Origin of the sequence: Streptomyces sp. NBC_01304 (genome assembly GCF_035975855.1) — a bacterium.
Classification (GTDB): domain Bacteria; phylum Actinomycetota; class Actinomycetes; order Streptomycetales; family Streptomycetaceae; genus Streptomyces.
Genome location: NZ_CP109057.1, coordinates 14,651 through 35,840 on the forward strand (window position 1 = coordinate 14,651; position 21,190 = coordinate 35,840).

Consider the following 21,190-nt stretch of genomic DNA (forward strand, 5'->3'; position numbering starts at 1 on the left):
CGACGAAAAATCTGGGACCGGAGGCTACTCGGTCCAGAGCATGTAGAGATCCATCGGGACATGCTCTGGACGCACGCCGGTGATGACCCACCGGAAGTAGTGCTCCGCTCCGCACAGATTCACGAGGATGTCGTGCTCCTCGGTCTCGTACGGCTCACTGATCGCCCTCAGGTTCCAGGCAAAGCCGAGCGGGGTGACCTGGATGATCGGCCTGCCGTGCAGGTTCCCAACGCTGCGGGCCGGTACCGGGATCCGGGCCCCCGGCTGGTCTGGCCGTGGTGCGAGACGACGCAGCAAAGAGGCAGGGTCGGACGGCGACGGTGTCGAGGGAGCAGTCTGGCCGGCTGCTGGCGGCTCGTACGGCAGCCGATTCTCGACGCAGACATGCTCCACCGCCACCTGCCGGGGGTACACAGGGCGTTCCGGCGTGATCTGCAGGCGCCAGTAGTCGATCTCCGGCAGTACGCTGGCCCAGCCGCCATCGGCGTCGTGCCGGATGTTCCCGATGATCCTCAGGTCGGTGATGACACCGACATCGGGATCGGAGACGATCGCCCGCCACCCGTGAAGGTCGGGCGGCATGTGCGCAGCTGGAACGGGCACGGCTGGCGGCGGCACATGCCTGTACCACTCATCCGCGACGCGCAGCTGTGACGATTCCTCCTCCATGCCCCGCAGTATCCCGCGTCCGGGCGCCAAGTCCGAGAGGGCCGCCCTGATCGGAAACAGGAGATCGGCCCAGCAGACGTAGTCGCTGGGCCGATCTCGGTGGGGTGAGGTGCCTCAGTCACCGCCACCAGAACGCTGAACCGGCCTTAGCCAAAGCAGTCCACCACCACCTGGGCTTCTGTCCGAAGAGCAGCAGCCCAGGCGCGTACGGCTTCGACCGTCTCTGCGAACTGCGGAAACGGTGTCCTGGCGTGGAGTAGTTCGAAGAGGGCCGCTACCGCGGCGATGATCGAGCGCTCTGCGGATTCGTCGTCTGTGCCCGCGAGGGCCTCGTACGCGTCGACCATGGGATCGGTGTCATCGCCGTCACGGACGGCACAGGCCACGTGGATAATGGCCCACCTCACGGTTTCTGCATCTTCCCGGACCGCTGCCAGGTCGCCAGCTGTGTGGGGGTAGGCGTCCCCGACCAGGTTCGGATAGTCGTTGTAAGAAGCATCCGGGCGCTGCCTCCAAGGCAGTGAGCGACGGTGGACACGCATCAGGCTTCGAGCGAGCATTTTGCACTGGTATTCAAGGTTCTGGATCCTGGGCCCTGGCGCTTGCGCGGCCCGGACTTTGGCAAGGTCTTCGCGCAACTGCGCGTCGTCGCTGTCCTCCTCAAGTTCTTCAAGGACGCGTTCGACTTGGAAGAACAGATCTCGGATGCCGTCCAGTGCCGAGATGATCGCCATAGAGGTACTGACGGCGACGAGGCGGTCGCCCTGGTCTAGCCGGGACATGAGGCGTTCGAGGGCGGCATAGGCGATCTGCTGTTCTTCCGCGATCGACAGCGGCTCCACCTCGTCGACCTGTTGGCAGGCTCCCGGCACGACTGATGCTGCGTCATTGAGCTTGATGTCCGTCACTCGCTCCCCCTTGGTGACCGGGTTCATGGTCAGCCGTCTTCCTCGCAGTCGTGGCCGGACTCGACCACCGCGCCGTCCTCGAACTGGGCTTCACCGCGCCATCCGCAGTGACCGCATTCACCCTCTGCTGTCCAGCTCACGTCAGCCATCGTTCCGGGCTCCCCTCATCTCGCTGGTGGCACGCCGCAGCACGGAGAGGGCGGGGATGCCGTTGACGGGGACGCTGACCGCAGCGAGACGGGCGAACGCGAGCGCCGTACTGCGGTCCCAGCTGTGGGACGTCATCCAGCCCTCGTCGTGGGGCATGGGGGAATCGTCCCAGGTGCCGTCGGGGCTGAGATAGGCCTCCAGGTGACGCACGGCCCACTGGTCGTTGCCGAGCTCGATGACGTTGAGTGTGTAGAGCCGGGCGTTGGGGGAGTCGTCGGGCAGGATGCACACCGCGTAGCCCGTGGGACGAACGACGGGATACGGCACAGAGTGTGCTGCCCGCGCGAGTTCGACGACCTGGTCCGCCTCGTCGACAACACACCAGGAGCAGGTGCACCTATCGCGGCCGGTGCAGCCGTCCCGGCGCTGCTGCTCGGCAAGGGCGGCATCAACCTGTACGTCGTGCCACTTGAGCTGCCGGACGATCTCGCTCAGGCAGTCGCCTTGCGCCGAGACACGGACGGAGGCAACCAGCCCGCGCAGCAATTCGAGTTCGCCAGCGAACAGCTCGTCGACCGTGACCGGCCCGTCGAAGCGGAACAGGGCCCCGCGGTCGTTGGCGGTGCGGTAGCGGGCCAGCTCGGCGGCGTCCTCCAAGCTGCCCAAGGCGCTGGACGTGGTCATGCTGGTGATGTGCCGGTGCAGGGTCCGGGCGTAGTGCGCATCGGCGAGAGCGTGATGGACGACGCCATCCGGCTCGGGGAGCTCCTCGAGGCCGGCCGCGTCGGCGAGCGCCCGCAGTTCGTGGAAGATCCGAGGGACGGAGCGGGGCATGGCTTGCCAGTCGTGCTCCCACAGCCCCATCAGCCGGTAGTGGTCCTGGATGCCGTACCAGGCGTACAGCTCCGCGCGTTCGGGTCCGTCGAAGAAGTCGGCGAGCTCGGTGCGGATCTGCCCCAACGGCTTCACGGACGGGTGGGCGCGGTCGAGGTCGAGGGCCTCGGTGCGGGGGAGCGTCGGCCACACATGCTCGCGCAGGAACTCATGGGCCTGCACAGCGGCGTAGTCGTGATCGGCGTTGATGGCGTAGTACTCGCGGCCCGAGTCGTCGACCAGGGCGATGGAGACGAGCCCGCGGTTGCTGCTGTCGTGGGGGACGAATTCGGCGTCGAGGTAGATGCGGCGGCTCACTGGGATGTGCTCCTTGTCGTCGTAGATCGAGGGTGCCGGACGGGTCTGACAATCGGGGTCCGGCACCCTCCGCGGGGGTCAGTGGTGGTGCTCGCCGCTATCGGAAAGACAGGCGATGACGTCCTCCCACCAGGGGGCGATGGAGCTGGCGGGCACGGTGAACTGCTCGCCCTGACGGGTCACGGTGCCGCAGTCCTCGGCGATCACGGTGGCGGTCTTGCTGTCGTCGCTGAGCTCCAGGACGCGGACGCGCACGACGATGCCGCCGCGTGCGGGGCGGTCGAGGCGGTGGCCTTCCCAGACCTTCGGGCCGACGAATGTGCGCGGGTCTTCCGGGTCGTACGCCATGGCGCAGGCCTCCTTCAATGACGGGCCGGTGGTCAGGGCCGGGGTGACGGGGGAGTGTGCGGGGCGGCGCGGCCGCGGGTGGCCTGGCGCACGGCGCGGACCTGCTCGGGCAGGTGGAGAGCGAGGGCCCGGCACGCGAGGCCGTACAAGTGCCGGTAGTGCTCGGCGAGTTCACCGACGCCAGCCGCGGCCGCGGTATCACCGGACTCGGCGTGCGCGAGCACCAGGTGCTCGGCGTCGTCGGCGAGCGCGGCCAGCAGCGTGCGGCGGCGGCACAGGTGGTGCCAGAGCAGCCGGGCCTCGCGGGGCTCGGGCCCGCTGTCGACGATGGCGAGGCGGGCGGCACTCTCGGCGAGCTGGACCTGGATCTGCCGTATCAGGGCGCGGGTCACGCAGGAGCTCCTTTGCGAGGGGGAGGGGCGCCGGCCGGGTGGCCGGTCCTTGACGAGCGCCAGGCGCAGCAGCACCTGGCGCCCATCAGGGGCCGTCAGCCGGCGGTGTAGCGGGGCAGGCGCTGGTCGGCCGTGTCGGTGAGCTCCGCGAGGGCCTGCGGGTTGCGCTGATGCGGGATCGCGGTGAGCAGGGCGCGCAGGTCGCGGGCGGCGACGATGTCGAGTCCGCTGGAGTGCTTGAGGCGGCCCCCAGGAACTGAGGCCCCCTGTATGGCGATCACGGGATGCACAGGAACCCGCAGCGCACGGGAGGCCTCCTCGGCCTCGCGAAGGACGCCCTTGATAGCGTCCGGGTAGGCGGTCTTGCCGAGCACGAGCGCGTCGCCGCGCAGGCCGGCCTTGCCACCGCCACGGGTGCTCTTACTGTCGATGTAGACCGCGCCAAGGCCATCTGGAAGCAGCGCCAAGTGATCCAAATTTCGACGGGAGTTGGGGATCGCCCGGTCGTGCAGGACGCTCCAGCCGCGCCGGGCGAGGGCGTCGAGATGCTTGGCGGTGCGCCGCTCGGCGGCTGCTCCGGCCGTCCAGCGCTGCACTTCGGCTCCGGGCTCGAAGAACCTCTTCAGCAGCGCGTAGGGCGCCGTTGCTCCGGCGAGCCAGTCGATGAACGTGGGCAGCACGCTGCCGGCGACCTCGGCGGCGCAGACCCACAGGACGATCGCGACCACTATCCAGCGCGCGGCGCGGCGCCGCTGGAACCGCAGCTCCTGGCGGCGCAGCTCGTTGGCACGGCGCTGCGCGGAGGCGCCGGGGGTACCCAGGACCGAGGCGGGGCGGCTCATCGACCCTCCTCCTCGACCGCGAGGACGGCGTTGAGGACGTCGGCGCTGGGGCGCCACAGGTTCAGGGCACCCGAGCAGGACACCGGCCGGGCCAGAGGGTGTACGGCCTTGATCTCCCAGTGCCACAGGCCCGGTTCGCCCCACGGGCTGCAGCAGATGCCGCCCTGCTCGGTGCGCCGGGCCTGATGGCAGCCGGTGATCTTGGCGGTGGCAATAACGGCCTGCCGGTGCAGGGGCAGATCGGGGTCGCTCTGCCGGGCCTGGGTGATCAGACGGGTGTCGGCTTCCTTGGCGGCGTGCAGCAGGACCAGGCCGCGGTAGCCGGAGCGCCAGGAGCGGTTCTCGGTGCGCTTGCCCAGGTGGGTCACCGCACCCGCCCAGGGCTGGCGGATGGTCAGGGCGCGCACCGAGAGCAGCACGTCGTCCAGGGCGTCATGGAGCTTGTCCACGCCGAGGTCGTCGACCAGGCGGCGGGAGCGCAGGCGCCGGTCGCGAGTGCCTTCCGGGTAGCGGCCGGCCTCCCAGTCGAGCGTGGGCCAGGGCAGGCGGTGGGTCAGGAGGTCCTCGGCGACAGCCGTCGCGACGTCCTGCGGGGTGGGGGAGAGGGTGAGGGGCAGCGGGCTGGCGGCGAGATAGTCGGCCAGCTCGTCACGGGTCAGCCAGGATGTGGTGAGCACGGCGGTGTCCTCCGTGTCGAGGGATCTTGGGTGGACCCGACCGAGGCGCAGATGTGTTGGGCAGACGCGCCTCGGCCGGGAGTTGGCGCACGCCAGCAAGGGCGTGCGACCGGGCGGCACCCCGTGGTGGGCGGGGTGCACGAACGGGAAAACCCGGGGTCAGACGCGTGCAGTGAACTTCGTAGAGCGGACAGGTGCCCACAGCTCCAGGCGGCGCAGCTCGCAGGAGAACCGCACCCCCAGCTCGCGGCCGCGGCCGCTGGGCTGGCGGAGCACGGCGATGCCGCCGTGGACCTGCCGGACCGCGCGCACGGCGTCAATGGCCGCCTGGCGCGAGCCGTCCTCCAGGAGGAGACGGCCGCGGATCAGCCCCTGCTCGGTGATCTCCCAGGAGGAGATCGCGGGCAGGTCGGTCCGCTTCAGGAGCCGGACGATGGTGCGCGCGGCGCCGATCTGCTCGCCCCGCCGGTACTCGGCATCCGCACTACGGCGAAGGAGTTCGGTGGTCACGGCGGTCACCGCCCCGAGGCCAGGAACGGGAGGAGCTTCTCCTCGGCGAACTCGGCGAAGGTGTGCCACTCCTGAGCGCTGGCGGCCCAGGGCTGACGCCCATAGGGCTGCATGCCGGGGGAGATGGCGAGGTGGGCGTCGCAGGCCGCGCGGAACGCTGCGCGCAGCGCGTCGCTGCTGCCCGAGGGCGGGGCAGGCACGGGCTGGTGGTAGGTGACGTGCGCGAGTTGGGGACGCTCGTGGCGCTGCAGGTCGGACAGGGCCGCGCTGACCCCGTAGGCGAAGGCGTACGCGGCGCGGTGCCACACCCGGGACAGGCCCAGGGCAAGCCCCGCGTGGGAGAAGGCGATCTCCCCGAGCACGCTGGCGTACTGGATGCGGGCGTAGCCCTCGTAGACGACCTGGGCGGCGCGCGGGCCGTCGGAGAGTTCTTCGGCGTCGGCGGCATCGAGGCGCAGCTGCTCGGCAGCGGCGTCCGCGCCCTGGTAGGCGACGCGGGCCCGGTCGGCGGATTCGTGGAGGCAGTGGATGCTGTCGGCCAGATGCTGGGGCCAGGCAGGCGTGTTGAGCAGGTGGGGCACGGTGTCTCCCTGATGTTGGGCAGGGTGTGCGATCAGTTGTGGTGGTCACCGGCCGGCCACTCGTTGGTGAGGCGAGCGGGGTGTACCCGGACGGAGACCGTGGGGTGTCAGGACGGTTTGATCAGTGAGTTGACCAGCGCGCCGCTGACACCGAGCAGAGTGCCGGCGTCCCGGTTGGAGACGCCCTTGTCGATCAGTTTCTGGGCGAGCGGCACCGCCGAGGCGCGGGCCCGCGTGGCGAGCTCGTCGGCCTGGCGGCGCAGTTCGCGGGCCTCGGCGAGCTGCGCGTCGAGGCGCTTGTCGCCGGTGCTCGGCGTCACCGTGACGGTGACGGCGTCCGCGTCGAGCCCAGAGTGCTCCGCGATCTTGCGGCGCATCCGGGTTTCGAGCGCAGACAGAGACCGGTTGGTGTCGGTCACCTCGGGCAGCGACTCGCAGCTGCCCCGCCACAGTCCGCCCGCGGAGAGCACAGCGTTCACAGGGACGCTGCTCGAGGTGTCAGTCATGGGATCCAGGTCCTCTCGGTGGTCACAGCAGCCCGACAGCGATGGCGACCGCGAGCAGCTCGTCGTCCTCGGTGCCCGGCTTGGCGGCCGCACGGCGGACGCTGTCGCTGACACGGGGCAGGATCTCGGCCGCGGCCCGGATCACCGACGGCGATTCGGGGGAGCAGGCGAGTTCCGCGAGGACCTTCGAGGCGTCGAGCACCGCGATCTCATCAATGCGGGTGGTGGTGATAGACAATGTCGTTGCCTCCTACGCGAGGTGAGGGGTGCGGCGGTTCGTTGGTAGCGGCGGCCGCACCTCTCGTGGCTTTTCGGGCTGGGAAAACCCGACCCCTCCATAGTGTTCAGGTGCTGAACACTTGTCAAGCGCTTCGCGGGTTGTTGTCGGCGGGTGTCGCCCCCTTCCCAACGACGAAGGGAGGTCCGCGAGTTGCGGCCCTCCCTTCACGCTCACTGCCCGGCGCCGTCCAGTCTCAACGCCTGCTGCTGGACCTGTTGCACGACTTCCGTGATGTCCTCGGGGCTGAACTCGGCGAGCAGCTGCAGGAGCAGCGCATCGCCTTCGTCGGTGATCTTCGGATAGAACGCGTCCGGATGCGCGGCGATCCGCTCACGGATCCTGGCCTGCTCGACAGCTCCCACGGCTGGCGCCTCTCCTTCACTCGCCCTGAGCGCGGTGCGCGCGCAGGGTCTTGTATGCCTCGTCGACGACCGGAGAGTCCCCGCGGATGTAGCTGACCGCGTCCGCCCAGTACACCGCCAGCGCCCGCAGGCTCCGGTAGCGCACCAGGTTCCACAGCCCGGTCAGCAGGAACGACCCGCAGAGCATCACCGCGGCGAAGCCGAGCAGGCAGAAGATCCCCTTCCGGATCACCGCGAACATCGGGTCGCCGAACTCCGGGACCTCAATGGCCAGGCCGTGCCGGACGAGGGTGGTGCCGTACCAGGCTGCGGCCGCGAGGACCGGCAACGGGAGCAGGGCGAGTAAGCGCCAGCTCGGGTGTCGTGTCTGCACAGCGTCCTCCGCTCAGTCTGTCCCGGCGCGGTCCGCGCCGGGACGAGGGGCAGGAGCGATGCGGGTTCGCCCTCGGTTGTAGTGCGGCACCGGATCCGCGGCGGGCAGGAACGCGTAGTCCGGGCCCTCCAGTTCGGCTCCGTCGGAGAGCCGGCGATAGCGGGTGCGCGCCAGGTCCCCTTCCTTGCTGTAGCCCAGCCACTCGATGCCGGCCACGGACAGCTGGGAGCTGGTCATGTCCTCCAAGAGCATCGACCTGCCCGCCGTGACGTCGTACTCCTCGGCCTGCGGAACGTGCTCGAAGGCCTCCTGCAACTCGTCGAGCAGCCCGACGAACCTGCTCTGCCACGCATCGGGCATGGACTGCAGCAGCGCGCGCGGCAGGACAAGGTAGTTGGCGTAGGAGAGGCCGAAGTGCCTGTGGATCGCCTCGTGCTCGATCTTGGTGGTGGCGTGCATGGATCCGATCTCCTCTCGGGGGTCAGGCCTGCGCAGTGGCCGCGGTCATCTGGGACTGGGGCAGACGCCCGAACCGCATGTTCTCGGTATCGGGGTTGTAGGCGCGGGTCCGGACATCGAGCCCGGTCCGCGGCGCCTCAAGGGCGAGTCCGCGCTCGACCACGATCATCACGTGCGCGGGCCCACCCGCCTCGAACTCCGTGAAGATCAGGTCGCCGGGCTTCTCCTGGCCCCGGCGCACCGGTACAGCAGCGTCGTACATCTGCTGGCTGGTGCGCACCTTCAGCTGGTAGCCCTCCTGACGCCAGGCCCACACGATCAACCCGCTGCAATCAAATCCGTTGGGCCCGGTGCCGCCCCACACGTACGGCTTGCCGACCTGGCTCATCGCCTTGGACACGTAGCCGCGGGTCTTGTAGCTGGCCGGGTTGGGCTGGGGGATGCAGCCCGAACTGGCGTTGATCTGCTGCACCCCGCCTCCGCCTCCGCCTCCGGACTTGGAGGCGTAGGCGGAGGTGACGATCTGCGAGGCCGTCGCCTCGTGCTTGGCGTACGCGTCCGGGAAACCGGAGCGCTGCACCGCCTGCGCCGCGTCGGTGACGGCCATGTTCTGCCAGTTGTTGACCTTGACCAGGGAGTTGTAGAACTTGGACGCGGAATAGCGCGGGTTCATGATCTGTGCCTGGCTGCCCCAGCCCTGCGACGGCCGCTGCTGGAACAGCCCGATCGAATCCCGGTCCCCGTAGTTGATGTTCCGCAGCCCCGATTCCTGCATCGCGGTGGCGATGGCCACGACCTGCCCCTTGGGCGAGATCCCCATGGCGGAGCCCACCTCGATGATGACTTCGGCGTTGGCCTTCTGCTCGGCAGAGATGTTGAACAACTTGCCGAGCTTGTAGTCGAGCGCGGCGCAGGCCACGCCCTCCAGATCGAGACCCTGCAGCGGGGCGGTGACGGCGCTCATCAGGGAGTAGGCGGCGAACACGCCGCCGGCCGTCACGGTGGCTATGACGAGACCGACCTTGCGCATCTACTCCACCGCCTGCGCGCCGGGCTGCAGGTCATCGACCTGCCAGCCGCCCTTGCCGTCCTGGACCAGAACGACGGAGACCATGCCCGCGTCGGTGTCGACGGCGACCTCGGTACGGCCCACGCCGCCGGTGTCCGTCAGCCGGCTCTTCCCGTCGATCTTCGTCGCGGGCACGTTGTCGCGGTCGACCGTGGTCAACTTCTTGGCCATCCGGTCCGTCGCGTACTGGGCTGCGCCCGCGTACCAGACCTGCTGGTCGTCGGCGTGCGAGGCCCACGCCGTCACGAACGCCTTCGCGACCTCAATGGCCTGCCCCAGGTCCTGCGAGGGCTGCAGCGACGGCGAGGGGGACGCCGACGGACTCGGGGAAGGAGACGGCGAGTTGGTCGCCGGCCCCGGGGCGGGGGCGCCCGAAGGGCGCCCCCCAGAGGACGAGCTGATCAGCACGCCCACGGCCACCACGAGCGCCGCGAGCACCAGGAGCGTGCCCACCAGCCGCCTGACGCTGTACAGGGGCCACTGCCAGATCGGAGTGTTGTCACCCATCACCGCTCACCTCCGTCCTCATCGGGCTCCGGCTCCGGACCGCGCTCGTCGCGGATGTGGAAGCCGTCGCTCGGGGTGTAGAGCGAGTACACCGCTCCGCCGCCGTCGGGATCGAGGGTGGGCGGGATGACGTCCAGGCCGTCGCCGGGCCGCGGCTCGGGTGCCACCGAGTCGTAGTCCGTTCGAGGGGCAGCAGGCGGCACCATGCCGTCAACTCCCGGACCGTTGACCGGTGCCGGGCCGGAAACCCGGGCGTGGCCGGTACCGGTGACGGAGGGCGGTGCCGGGTAGTACCCGGTCCCAGCCGGGGCGCTGGTGTCGCGCGGGCCAGGGATGGGCGCCGCTGCGCCGCCGCCCGTACCGCCGGGCAGCGGGAGCGGCCCGTCCGGCTCGAGGGGCGGCATCGGCAGGCTGCCGGCCGCGGCGCCGTTGGACGAGGCCGCCGCACTGCCATTGCCCGAGGGGAGCGTGGGCGCGCTGCCGCTTGTACCCCGGTCGAGGTCCTCCACGAACCAGCCCTCGGTGTCCCACACATCGTCATCGGAACGGGAGGCACCGGCTTCGACGCCGGGCCGGAAGAACCCGTGGTGGCGGCCCCGTCCTTCCCCGCCCAAGGCGCCGGCCGAAGCCGGGTCGTCATCGGTGCCGAACTCGGCGTAGAGCGGATCCATCGCGCCGCTTCCGCCGCCCGTGCCGCCGGGCCCGTCAGGGCTGTCCCCATCGCGGGTGTAGGGCCAGTCATCGGCGCCGCTCCAGTGGCCCGGGTCATCGCCCATCGCGCCACCGCGCCCGCCGGGAAGGGCCCGGCCGTCGTTGTCGTCGATCTCTTCCAGGGCCTCGGCTTGGCCCTGCCGGTTGCCCAGGAGCCGCCTGATGGCGCGCGAGCCTACGTAGTACTTGGCGTACCCGCTCAGGGCCCGGCCGGGCCAGGTGGCCGCCTTGCCGCCGTCGGCGAGGTAGTTGTGGCGCGGGTTCATCATCGACGACAGCCGTGTGAGCGGCCGCAACATCTTCCACAGCACGACCGTCGCCAGCAGGAGGATGACGCACTTGAACCAGATCGGCAGGTCGACGGACTCGTCCGACAGTTCGCGCACCAGCAGCAGGTGAACCCCGGCTCCCGCGGCGAACAAGGGGACATTGATGCATGCGGCCATGGCCGACTCAAACGACGTCCGTACGGTCCCCGACATCCGCCGGTGCAGGCCGATCACGGCGATGGCCGGGAAGAGGATCACGATGAACCGCAGCGTCAGCTTGCCCGCCGCGATGATGAGGTCGGCGACGAGGGAGAACGTATTCGAGCCTGCGGCCTGGAAGTTGGACGTTCCTGCTGCGCCCAGACGGCTCCCGGACTTGCCGGTAAGGAACCCGTACGCGGTCGGATCCTCGTTCTTCACCTTCTCAGCGATCTCCTGGAACCGCTCCTGCTTCTCGGTCACCACCTTGCGCCGCTCGGCCGTGGACAGCTTGGCCTCACGCCAGGTCAGGGCCTGGGCATCGAGCAACTGCGTGCCGTACTTCTTGGCGACCGCGCTGTCGTCGTCACCGAACGTGCCGCGCAGCCACTGCTGGTAGAGCACCGAGTGAACCAGCATGTCGCCATGCGCGGTCTGGTCCTTGGCCCGGTCACCCGTGGGTTCCCCATACGGACCGGCGGCCGGGGCCGCGGCGTTGTACGCGACCGGGGCGAGGCCACCAGGGGCGTCGCTCGGAGTGCTGTCCTCCTCCTGGCTGCCGTTGAGGTCGACGCCCGCGATGCCCCGGTCAATCGCGTTGACCGTGGTGTTGATGGCCGCGTCGGCGAACTTGGAGGCCTCCACGGGGTAGCTCGCCACACCGGTGGCGACCGTCATCACGAGCAGCGCCCAGGCGACCTGCTGGAACACGTCGGACATGTTGCGCTTGCGGGCCTGCCAGATGATGCCGATGCCGAGGATCAGCAGCGAACTCCCGATCCACGGCGAGAACATCGCATCCCGCACCGCCTGCGTCGCGCGCTCGACTACCGGGTCCAGGGACCCGAACAGCTTGTCGCTCGTGGCGTACTGGCGCATCACCACCGTGAGCGCCGTCCAGCCCTTGGACCAGCCGAACACGAAGTTCGCGAACCCGGACTCGGAAGCGGCCTGCGGATCGCGCAGCCCGCCGCCGCAGCCCAGGTCATAGGTGTTGAACTTCAACCCGGCGTATCCGTACTGCTCGTACAGGTGCGATGCGGCGTCCGGCGCCTTGGGGTCCCGCGCGGCCGGGGGGTTCTTGGGGCCTTCGTCGAAGAATCCGGTGACTCCGGTGCCGGGAACCTCGGGGTCGGGTGCCGCCTTGCAGTCCCCGGTCAGGGTGTCCTTGATGTCGTCCTTGCCGCCAGACTTGCAGTACTCATAGCCCGGCGTGTCCTTGAGGAGCTCGCAGGGGTCTTCCTCCTCCTTGGGCTCGTCCTTCGGCTTCTCCTCGTCCTTGGGCTTGTCGTCGTTGGTGCTCTGGCCGTCTTCGCAGTACTTCTTGGCCGGGCCCTTCAGCGCGGAGCACGGGTTGTCGTCGGGATTGGGGGCCTGGGGAGCTGACACGGCGGCCGGGACGCTGTTCACGGCGGGCGAGGCCTGCGCGGTGCCCATGAGCGGGACGCACAGCATGAGCAGCATCGCCAGCAGTGCGCCCCGGCGACCGGCCAGCCGCAGCCGAAGCTGGCGCATCATGCCTGGCCTCCCTGCTTGGTCATCGACATCCACGGGTTGAGGTCGTCCACCTGGCCGTTGGCGCTCCGGCGCTGACCGGGCCGGGTGTTGAGCGCGTTGTACAGGGCGGGGCGGTGGCGCAGCGGGATGGTGATGCGCTCTACGCGGCCGTTGTCGTAGAAGATGAACTCGCGGTCGCGCTCGTGGGGCTCGCGGTCGCGGATGATGGGGGAGAGGCCGGCCAGGACGTCCTCGTATCCGTTGCCGGACTCGATGCGCAGCAGTTTGAGTGCGGCTTTCTGCGCCTCGTCACCCACGGTCTTGCCGACGAACACGCTGTCGACCCAGTTCTCGATGCCGATGCTCAGCGGGTCCTGGCCGTCCTGGGTGGACAGCAGCGCCCGGGTGTTGTGCTTGCGGGAGTCGCGGCCGGTGCGCCGCAGCAGTTCACGGCCGGACGTGACACGCGCCAGGTCGTGGGCCTCGTCGATCCACAGACCCTTCCGCTCGCCGACGTCGCGGTGGTAGATCCGCGACTGTGCGTACCAGGCGGCCAGGTGCAGCATGGGAACGCTGAGGCGCTCCTCGACGCCCCAGTCCTGGGCTTTGACGTCGGCGGACGGCAGGGACAGGCCCTTGAGGTTGAAGACGACAAGCCTCCAGTTCCTGGTCTGGTAGCCGTCGTCACCGCCGTCGGCGCTGGGGAACATCAGCTGCCCGTGCGGGGTTTCCGCGGCGGTCGCCAGCATCTGCGCGATGCTCTTTGCCTCGTCGGTGTAGCCGGTCTGCAGGTTCCTCAGGGCGTTGATGATGTCGCGCGGTGAGCTGTTGATGGTTGCCTCGACCTGCTCGAGGGCCTGCGTCAACACCAGGTGGGTCTGCGGGGCGTTGGCGAGCTGCTGCGGCAGCATCATCAACAGCACGTCCATGGCGAGGGTGTTGCGCGCGCGGCGGGCGCGCAACATCTCGGTCTGGAAGGCGCGTTCGGCGGCGAGCTGCGGGTTCTCCGCTGCGCGGTACTCCTCGGAGGACTCCGGCTTGAAGTCCGCCCGGTCCGGGTCGGGGATCATCCGGTAGGGGTTGAGCGTGCCCGCCTCGGCGTGCATCAGGTTGATGGCCTTGGAGAAGGGCTTGAGCTCGTCCATCTCGCACAGCCGGTTGACCGGACCCGAGGGGTCCAGGACCACCCAGGGCGCTCCCATCATCAGCGTGTGGTAGGCGATCGACCCGCACAGCGCGGTCTTGCCGCTGCCCTGGGTGCCCAGCACGACGGTCAGCCCGTTGGCGTCCCGCTGTTCCATGGCCATCCAGGGGTGCCACATGACCGGGCGGCGCGAAACCCCGGACGTATAGCCGATGTTGGGGCCGATCCGGTCGCCGATGTCGGAGGTGACGGCGGGCAGGCTGGCTCCCAGCGTGCGGACCGGCATCCGCCTGGAATAGGACTCGCTCGACAGGCCTTCGCCGGGGATGAACTCCCTGGCCATGGCGTACTGGCCTTTGGGCTGGGCGATCAGCACGTTCGGCTCGTAGCGCTCCCGGAGCTTGGTGACGCGCTCCTCCAGGAGCTCCAGGGTGGGCGCGGACAGAGCGACCCTGAACCAGCCGCGCACCCGGGTGCTCAGCCCGGCCGCGCCGTGGCTGATGTCGTCCTCGATGACCTTGCCGATCTGCGACTGCCGGCTGAGCGACAGCGGGGGCTGCACCCCATGCTCGGCGTGGTGCGAGATCTGGTGGCGCACCTGGTCGAGCTGCTTGACGATCTCGTTGCCCGCTTCGGTGGACTCGCGGACGTCGATCGTGGCCGACAGCTCGTAGCTGAACCGGAGTTGGTCCAGACGCTGCAGCCAGGGCCCCCATCCCGACTCGGGGATCTCGGGCAGGTCCATGCGGCCCATCGTCAGGACCGTGACATAGCGCTGCTCGCGACGGCCGGCGCGGTTGCCGGAGACGACAATGTGGTTGGAGAACGGGGAGGGAGAGGTCCACTCGATCCCGTCGGTCCACTCACCCAGGTCGGACTCGTGCCACACGTCGGTCGGCTGCGGGCTGCGGTGCGTCGGGGCGGGCAGCCCCAGCCCCAGGGACCGCGTCATCAGCCAGTCCATGTCGGAGGCCTTGGCCCGGTAGGCGTCCATGCCGGGCCCGCCCATGATCCGGTCAACGGAGTTGATGTCCGACTGCAGCTTCGTCAGCTGCTTGTGGATCGAGTTGGAGGCCAGCTTCTGCAGGGCCTGGCCTACGTTGGTGATCTTGCCGACCTGCACCCCGTAATAGGTGATCTTGTCGTCCAGGGGCAGGCGGGCGACCTTCTGCTGCTCCTGGACCAGGTACTTCTCCCAGCCCGGCAGCGGGTTGACCGCAGCGGCGTGCAGCGAGGCCGCCCACCGGTCGACGGCGTAGGGCCGGTGGGTGACACGGACATGGACACGGCGCCCGACCAGCTGGGCCAGGCGCTGCGCGTGGCGGACGATCAAGGCGTTGGCGTCGGCGCTGGTCAGGTAGGACCAGCGCTTGGGCTCGGCGACGTACCAGGCGATGACCTGCCCGGTACGGGTGATGGTCAGGTTGCCGACGATGTCGGTCAGCTGCAGACCGGTGCGGTCGCGGCGGGCCTTGGGCTGGGAGGGGCCTGTGGTCTGCAGACCGGAGCGGCGGAAGAATCCTTTGCGAGTGGTGTCGCGGGACAAGGCAGGGCCTTTCGCTGTTGGGCAGTGGGCGTGGCGAACGAAGCCGCGGTCAGAGGTAGTTGGTGCGCTTGATGTCTTGGGTGGACATCTCGGCGACCATTCCCTGCTGGTGAGAGCGCGCTGACCGTGGTGCGCGGACGTCGTTCACGAAGGAGCGGATCACGGACCTGATGGTGGTCTCGTGGGTGATGTACGGGGTCAGCTTCCGGGTGGCGAGGATGATCAGGAACAGGCCGTAGACGATGGGCCAGAACCCCATCAGGCCGAACATCTGCAGGCCGATGAGCATGATCCCGGTGAGGGCGGCACCCACTACGTAGGCCTGGTAGCGAGCCCGCCAGAGGAACGTCAGCCTCGGAGGACCAAGGAAGACGCTGTCGACCGCGTACAGCTCGTCGTCGGTGTGCATCCGCATGCCGGCCCCTACTCCTTGGTGGTGACCAGGCCGACGAGGGCTTCGCCGACGTCGGAGCCGGTGGTGCCGGTGCTCAGGCCGACCACCGCCAGGCCGAGGAGCACGATGCCGCCGGAGGTCAGGGCGCCGGCCCAGTCGCGCTTTTTTCCGAGGACGACGATGACGATGCCGATCGCCAGGATCACGATGTTCAGCACGTTGTCGCGCAGCAGGTTTTCCAGCCCGTCGGAGTTGATCCCGACGGCGGCCTGCGGGGCGACGGTGGCGGCCTGGGCCATCGCGGCCTGCGGGCCGAGGAGGAGGAGACCGGTCGTGGCGGCCGCGACCGGGGCGCGCAGCAGGCGGCGCATCCGCCCGCCGGCCTTGCTCTTGTGGTCAGGAGTCTTGCTGGGCATAGCAGTTGCCTCTCTGCTCGCAGCGGTTCCCGCCAAATCCCTTGTGACTAGCGGGACATGCAAGACTCCACGATAGGCCGTTCGGCCCTAACTTGTCAGGCCTAAATCCTCTTTACTCAACTCATTGATGCAGGTCACCAGTTGAGCCCTATCGTGTCTCTTGTAACTACGCGGCTGGGGGGCCGCGGGCACGAACCCTGCAAGCTCACGGGGAGAGACGACGGGATGACATGTGGATTGGTGTGGGCAAAGGCAAGGGCGGTGCCGGCTGCACAACGGCCTCGCTCGAGCTGGCGTACGCGGCCACCAGGCGCCGCAGACCAGACGGACAGCCGCGGAGGGCGGCCGTCATCGACCTCGACCCTCAAGGCAACGCGACCGACGTCCTGGAACCGAACACACGCCGGATCGGGATCAAGGACGCACTCGCGCCCAACGACCCACTGGCGCTGCGCGACGTCCTCGTCCCGACCATGTGGCCCGGCGTCCTGGTCGCCGCCGGCGGACGCTTCCTCGCCAACCGCGAAGCGGACCTGACCGCGCGGGGCATGGCCACACTGCGCCAGGCGCGCCTTTCGGGCGAACTCAGCGATTTAGTCGATGACGTGATTGTCGACCTGCCCAAAGATGTCGGGAAACTCTCCGCCACCGGGCTGCTCGGCATCGAACACCTTTACATCACAGCGAGACCCACAATCTGGGGCGCTCAAGGCGCAGAAGAAATGCGCTACACCGCCGGGCGTATCGCGCAGAAGGGAAACCCGGAACTCCAGATCGCGGGCTACATCATCGCGGCCTATGAGGAAACTAGCGACGCCGAACGCGTCCACACTGAAATGCGCGACCGATTTGGTGACCTCGTCCAGGACCCACCCGTTCCACGACGAGCACGCGTTCCCGAGGCACTGGAGAGCTACCACACACCGTGCCGCGAATACGGCGGAGACCTCACCGACGTCGCCGACGTCTATCAAAGCCTCTACGACCGGCTGCTCGACAAGGGGGAGGAGAGCCGATGACGGACCGCAGGACCAGCACAGAGGAAACACCCGAGCCGAATGAGGAGGGAACCGGAACAATGCGCCGGACCCCAGCGGGAATTCGAGAACGCGTCGAACCCGACCCGGTCGACGTCGTCCTCGGCCAAGGCCTGACGCGTCATGATCCGGTCGGCGACGACGTCGCTGACTCCGACGACACGGGCGGAGTTGTCGGCGTCACGGCACAGCGACAGGGCGGCCCGGCGTCAGTGACACCCGAGGGCGCCGACGACACGACGACACCACCACAACGACAGAGCGATACGGCGACAGGCGTCAGCGACACCCGGACACGACGACAGACGCCACCGACGAAGGAGGCGACACGAACTGATGACGCGACAGGCGACGACACTGCAGGCGCCGCCGTGCCCGCACAGGGCGAGGACAGCGACATGACGCCGACAACGACAGCGGGAGCGAGTGTTCGCGCCCGCAAGGAGACGTCAGCGGGCGGCCGTTCCGGCAAGGGGCATGCGGCCACGGTCGAGGAGCCGCCCATCGAGGCCATGAAGTCGGCCAGCTTCTCCCTGCCGCCCTCGCTCATCGCCAGGGTGCGGGCCGCGCAGTGGCACACACAGGTACGCCCGGACGGACATCACAACGTTTCGGAGATGGTCCGCAAGACCCTGATCGCAGAGGTCGAGCGCCTCGAGCAGAAGTACAACCGGGGCCGGCCCTTCGCGGTCGTCGACAAGCTGCGCACCGGCCCCAGCCCGCAGGGCGCCAAGCGAGGGGGAGAGCTGCGCTCGTACAAGGCGCGGCAGAAGAAGGCCGCTCAGGAAGAAGGTGACGGCGCGTAAAAAATCCCCGCCATCCCGGGAGTTGGGAGCGGGGAGGACGCTGAGTCCTTGTGAGTCTCCTACGTCGATTCTCGGTCTCAGCGTACCACCCGCTGTCAAGGCCCGAGGTAAGGGGCCCGGCATCACCCCAAGTCACCACAGAGGAGAGACAGTCGTGGCACAGCCCAGCACCACCGTCGAGAAGCGCGAGCAGTCCGCAGCGGCTGCCGCCTGCTTCTACGGCGTGGGAGTTGCCATCATCGCCGTCGCAGCTTCCCGCCTGCTCAACGTCCCCCAACTGCTCCCGTACGGCCTGGCGGCCGCCGCCGTCATAGCCGTGCTCTGGGGCATCATCGCCACCCTCGTCCAGCGACGCACCAGGCCCGTGCGCCACCTGCACGCGGCCCTGCTGCCGTCCTTCGGACCCGAGTTCACCAAGGACCGGATCAAGGTCCGCAAGTTCCAGCGCGGCCTGCCCACCGAGATCACCATCGAGTACCCCGCGATCTTTAACGAACGCGACGAGAAGAAGCGCGCCGAGGTACGCGACATCCTCGCCATCCGCCTCGGAGGCAAGGCTGACGCGACATGGGATCCCGTACGCCGCCGTGTTGTCGCGACAATCGCCCCCACCGCGGGAGCGTCACTGATTCATGACGGCGACACCGGCGCGCTCGTCGCCGAGGACGGCGACAACCTCGAACGTGTCGCGACACGGGAGCACGCCACCGGCGTCATCAAGCAGGTGCTCGGAACGGCGTCGAAGGTCGCCGTCACCTTCGACGACAACGACATCCCCAACGCCATCGAGGTCGTCTACCCCACGACGCGCCACGACGTGTCGCCCCGGTTCCGGCAGGCGATCCTCACCCAGGTCGACGAGAAGATCGACATCAGCGCCGGCGCCTGGCGCGACATGTGGGATGTGAAAAACAGCTCGGTCAAGTTCGTGCCCCGCCCGCACTTCCCCAAGAACGCGCCCTATCCGCTTGACGTACCGTCGCGTTACGGAGTTCTCCCGTACGCAGTGAACGAAGACAACGAGCTCGTGGAATGGGTGCTCGGCAGTAAAAGCCCACACCACCTTGTCGTCGGCCCTACGGGAAGTGGTAAGACAGTCCTCATTCGGGATATCGCCATCTCCGCAGCAATGCAGGGAATTCCCGTGATTCTGTGCGACCCGAAACGCATCGAATACCGGGCCCTTGCCGGGTTCCCGGGCATCATCGTTGTCACCCGCATCGAAGACATCAGCTACGCACTCCTCAAGACGAGCGCACTGATGCACGAGCGATACGACCTGATCGAAGCCGGAATCGTCGATGAAGGATCCTTCACCAAGGTCCTGTGCATCGTCGACGAGTTCATCATCTACAAGGAACTCGTCAATGCCGCCTGGCGAGCGGAAAAGGACGAAGACAACAAGCCCCAAAGGGGAGACGACCCCTCCATCAAGGCGATGAACAACATGGGCTACCTCGCCCGCAGCGCCGATGTCCACCTGGTCATCGGCATGCAGCGGCCCGACGCCGACATCCTCGGCGGCCCTTTGCGCGACCAGCTGCGCAAGCGCACCGCCCTGGACCAGCACACCCCTGAGACCGCGAAGATGATGTGGGGCAACGCCCGCACCGGCACCGACCTCCCCAGCGTCCAGGGACGCGGCATGTCAGAGACCGGCTTCGGCCCCGCAGAGATCCAGGTGCTACGCATGCTGCCGCCTGGCACCAAGGGGCACTCGGCAGAGGACGCCCTCATGTGGGCAGAGGTCGAACGCCGGGCCTCCGACCCGAAGGTCTGGGAGAACGTCGAGATCCCCGACTTCTTCCCCGAGCTGGAGCAGCGCCGCAGGGACGCCATCCAAGAGATCAAGGCCCGCTACGGGCAGGGCGAGCAGCCCGCCCTCTCCCTCAACAAGCCCGCCCTTGAAGCGCCAGCGGACGACGAATCCGAAGAGGTCACCGCCGCGCCTGCACATGAGCCGCAGTCCAGGCTGGAGCAGGTCAGCCCCGAGGCCCTCGAAGTGGGCGACCAGATCATGATCGAGGACGAGACAGGCATCCCCGAGATCGTGGAGGTCACCGGCATCGAGTACGCCAGCGAAGACGGCGAGGAGATCATCGAAGTCGAGTACGTCTCCACGGAGACGGGGACCAACGGCATGTTGCAGCTGGGCCCGGACAGCGACGTCGACCGCTGTGGCTAGTGCTGCTCCGCGAAAGTTCATGGAGGGGGGACTACGTCGTCAGCCGACCTTGAGGGGGCTGGCTGCGTAGGTCCACCGGAAGGGCTTCGCGGTCTCGTTCCGGTGGACCATGTAGTCGTTCATCTTGGCGATGAGGTCGCCGCGGCTGGTGAAGTCGCCGTGTCGTAGGACGCGGCGGGTCAGGGCGGAGAAGACCAGTTCGACTTGGTTGAGCCAGGAGGCGTGAGGCGGGGTCCAGTGCACGTGCCAGCGCGGATGGCCGCTCAGCCACGCCTTGGTGTGCTTGGCGGTGTGTGAGGAACCGTTGTCCAGTACGACGTGGATCTCCTTGCCCGGAGCGATGGCCGCGTCCAGTTGGTCGAGGAAAGCGGTGAAGGTGGCGGCGTTGTTCCGGGTGATGACCTCGGTGAGGACCTCGCCGGTGGTCACGTCCAGGGCCGCTACGAGGGAAACGGTGCCGTGCCGGATGTACTCGAACTCCTGGCGTGCGGGTCGGCCCGGGGCAGCGCGGCGGCCGGGGTGTTTGCGGGAGCGGGCCGCGATCGCGGTCTTCTCGTCGATGGACAGGATCACGGCTCCTTCGGGTGGATTGCGGTACAGGTCGCAGATGTCCTTGGCCCGTTCCCAGAATCCCGGGGTGTCACGGCGGGTGAGCCAACCGGTCACCTTGTGCGGTTTGAGGTCCAGGTCGGCCAGGATGCGGCCCACTTGCGAGGCGGAGATTGCCGCGAACACGGTGCCGGCGACCTGCTCGGCTATGGAGCGGTGGCTCCAGGTGGCCGCGCCGTCGGGCGGTGACTGGGTGGCGGCGGCCACGACCGCGACCCGAACCAGATCGTCATAGATGCGCGGTCGGCCCGAACGGGCGGCATCTCGCAAGCCCTTCATACCGCAACGCGCAAACCGGCCACGCCACTTGCGGACCGTGTTCACGCTGGCCGCCACCTCCCGGGCGATCGCCCCGTTGCTCAGGCCCTCGGCTGCCGCCAGGACGATCCGGGCCCGCAGCACATCCCGTACCTGTGCCTTCATCGAGACTGCCAACTGCTCCAGCCGCTCCCGTACTGCCCCCTCCAGCACGATCACTGCGGCCTCCACCATCAGCGCCCACCCCTGCCTCCCTCTACGGCCCCACCGTGTCCCGCTCGTGCGGCGAGTGAGAT

General features: G+C 68.5%; 24 protein-coding genes. 3 read left to right on the top strand and 21 right to left on the bottom strand.

Going from position 1 to position 21,190, the window contains the following annotated elements:
- Positions 1–24: 24 nt before the first annotated feature.
- The 20 genes from OG430_RS48900 to OG430_RS48995 form a co-directional block, all read right to left on the bottom strand.
- Positions 25–669 carry a hypothetical protein gene (locus OG430_RS48900; protein ID WP_327359798.1) on the bottom strand — a complete coding sequence of 215 codons (645 nt, stop codon included), beginning with the start codon at positions 667–669 and terminating at the stop codon, positions 25–27.
- 146 nt (positions 670–815) lie between these two features.
- Complete coding sequence (locus OG430_RS48905; protein ID WP_327359799.1) at positions 816–1,604, bottom strand: hypothetical protein; 789 nt, start codon at positions 1,602–1,604, stop codon at positions 816–818.
- 114 nt (positions 1,605–1,718) lie between these two features.
- Positions 1,719–2,918, bottom strand: a complete 1,200-nt coding sequence (locus tag OG430_RS48910; RefSeq protein ID WP_327359800.1) for a hypothetical protein — start codon at positions 2,916–2,918, stop codon at positions 1,719–1,721.
- Positions 2,919–2,996: 78 nt separating this feature from the next.
- Complete coding sequence (locus OG430_RS48915) at positions 2,997–3,266, bottom strand: hypothetical protein (protein WP_327359801.1); 270 nt, start codon at positions 3,264–3,266, stop codon at positions 2,997–2,999.
- A 32-nt stretch (positions 3,267–3,298) separates the two neighbouring features.
- The gene (locus OG430_RS48920; RefSeq protein WP_327359802.1) at positions 3,299–3,658 is read right to left on the bottom strand and encodes a hypothetical protein; all 360 of its coding nucleotides are present in this window, start codon (positions 3,656–3,658) and stop codon (positions 3,299–3,301) included.
- A gap of 95 nt (positions 3,659–3,753) precedes the next feature.
- Positions 3,754–4,500, bottom strand: coding sequence for a nuclease-related domain-containing protein (locus OG430_RS48925; protein WP_327359803.1), 747 nt, complete (start codon positions 4,498–4,500; stop codon positions 3,754–3,756).
- Positions 4,497–5,177, bottom strand: a complete 681-nt coding sequence (locus tag OG430_RS48930; protein WP_327359804.1) for a hypothetical protein — start codon at positions 5,175–5,177, stop codon at positions 4,497–4,499. Before OG430_RS48930 ends, OG430_RS48925 begins: the two co-directional genes overlap by 4 nt.
- A 159-nt stretch (positions 5,178–5,336) precedes the next feature.
- Positions 5,337–5,696 (bottom strand): hypothetical protein, encoded by a 360-nt coding sequence (locus tag OG430_RS48935; protein ID WP_327359805.1) that lies wholly within the window; start codon positions 5,694–5,696, stop codon positions 5,337–5,339.
- Positions 5,693–6,268, bottom strand: a complete 576-nt coding sequence (locus tag OG430_RS48940) for a hypothetical protein (RefSeq protein WP_327359806.1) — start codon at positions 6,266–6,268, stop codon at positions 5,693–5,695. The genes OG430_RS48935 and OG430_RS48940 overlap by 4 nt, the downstream gene beginning before the upstream one ends.
- Before the next feature lie 107 nt (positions 6,269–6,375).
- Complete coding sequence (locus OG430_RS48945; protein WP_327359807.1) at positions 6,376–6,774, bottom strand: hypothetical protein; 399 nt, start codon at positions 6,772–6,774, stop codon at positions 6,376–6,378.
- A gap of 22 nt (positions 6,775–6,796) precedes the next feature.
- Entirely contained in the window at positions 6,797–7,012 is a 216-nt protein-coding gene (locus tag OG430_RS48950; RefSeq protein ID WP_327359808.1) for a hypothetical protein, read from the bottom strand.
- Between the two features lie 212 nt (positions 7,013–7,224).
- The gene (locus OG430_RS48955; RefSeq protein WP_327359809.1) at positions 7,225–7,416 is read right to left on the bottom strand and encodes a hypothetical protein; all 192 of its coding nucleotides are present in this window, start codon (positions 7,414–7,416) and stop codon (positions 7,225–7,227) included.
- A 16-nt stretch (positions 7,417–7,432) separates the two neighbouring features.
- On the bottom strand, positions 7,433–7,789 hold the full coding sequence (locus OG430_RS48960; RefSeq protein WP_327359810.1) for a hypothetical protein: 357 nt from the start codon (positions 7,787–7,789) through the stop codon (positions 7,433–7,435).
- Positions 7,790–7,801: 12 nt separating this feature from the next.
- The gene (locus OG430_RS48965; RefSeq protein WP_327359811.1) at positions 7,802–8,248 is read right to left on the bottom strand and encodes a hypothetical protein; all 447 of its coding nucleotides are present in this window, start codon (positions 8,246–8,248) and stop codon (positions 7,802–7,804) included.
- Positions 8,249–8,270: 22 nt separating this feature from the next.
- Positions 8,271–9,278 carry a C40 family peptidase gene (locus OG430_RS48970; RefSeq protein ID WP_327359812.1) on the bottom strand — a complete coding sequence of 336 codons (1,008 nt, stop codon included), beginning with the start codon at positions 9,276–9,278 and terminating at the stop codon, positions 8,271–8,273.
- Positions 9,279–9,824: a hypothetical protein gene (locus tag OG430_RS48975; protein WP_327359813.1), complete on the bottom strand. Its 546-nt coding sequence runs from the start codon at positions 9,822–9,824 to the stop codon at positions 9,279–9,281.
- Positions 9,824–12,520, bottom strand: coding sequence for a hypothetical protein (locus OG430_RS48980; protein ID WP_327359814.1), 2,697 nt, complete (start codon positions 12,518–12,520; stop codon positions 9,824–9,826). The genes OG430_RS48975 and OG430_RS48980 overlap by 1 nt, the downstream gene beginning before the upstream one ends.
- Positions 12,517–15,189 (bottom strand): ATP-binding protein, encoded by a 2,673-nt coding sequence (locus OG430_RS48985; protein ID WP_327359815.1) that lies wholly within the window; start codon positions 15,187–15,189, stop codon positions 12,517–12,519. The genes OG430_RS48980 and OG430_RS48985 overlap by 4 nt, the downstream gene beginning before the upstream one ends.
- 49 nt (positions 15,190–15,238) lie before the next feature.
- Positions 15,239–15,604 carry a hypothetical protein gene (locus OG430_RS48990; RefSeq protein ID WP_327359816.1) on the bottom strand — a complete coding sequence of 122 codons (366 nt, stop codon included), beginning with the start codon at positions 15,602–15,604 and terminating at the stop codon, positions 15,239–15,241.
- A gap of 8 nt (positions 15,605–15,612) precedes the next feature.
- Complete coding sequence (locus OG430_RS48995; protein ID WP_327359817.1) at positions 15,613–15,999, bottom strand: hypothetical protein; 387 nt, start codon at positions 15,997–15,999, stop codon at positions 15,613–15,615.
- A 242-nt stretch (positions 16,000–16,241) separates the two neighbouring features.
- Here OG430_RS48995 and OG430_RS49000 point away from each other — a divergent pair, with 242 nt between their 5' ends.
- From OG430_RS49000 to OG430_RS49010, 3 genes are all read left to right on the top strand, one after another.
- Positions 16,242–17,018 (top strand): ParA family protein, encoded by a 777-nt coding sequence (locus OG430_RS49000; RefSeq protein WP_327359818.1) that lies wholly within the window; start codon positions 16,242–16,244, stop codon positions 17,016–17,018.
- Between the two features lie 59 nt (positions 17,019–17,077).
- On the top strand, positions 17,078–17,842 hold the full coding sequence (locus tag OG430_RS49005; protein WP_327359819.1) for a ParB family protein: 765 nt from the start codon (positions 17,078–17,080) through the stop codon (positions 17,840–17,842).
- 154 nt (positions 17,843–17,996) lie between these two features.
- Positions 17,997–20,027: an FtsK/SpoIIIE domain-containing protein gene (locus OG430_RS49010; RefSeq protein ID WP_327359820.1), complete on the top strand. Its 2,031-nt coding sequence runs from the start codon at positions 17,997–17,999 to the stop codon at positions 20,025–20,027.
- A gap of 39 nt (positions 20,028–20,066) precedes the next feature.
- Here OG430_RS49010 and OG430_RS49015 read toward each other — a convergent pair whose 3' ends face one another.
- Entirely contained in the window at positions 20,067–21,128 is a 1,062-nt protein-coding gene (locus OG430_RS49015; protein ID WP_327359821.1) for an IS630 family transposase, read from the bottom strand.
- Positions 21,129–21,190 lie beyond the last annotated feature (62 nt).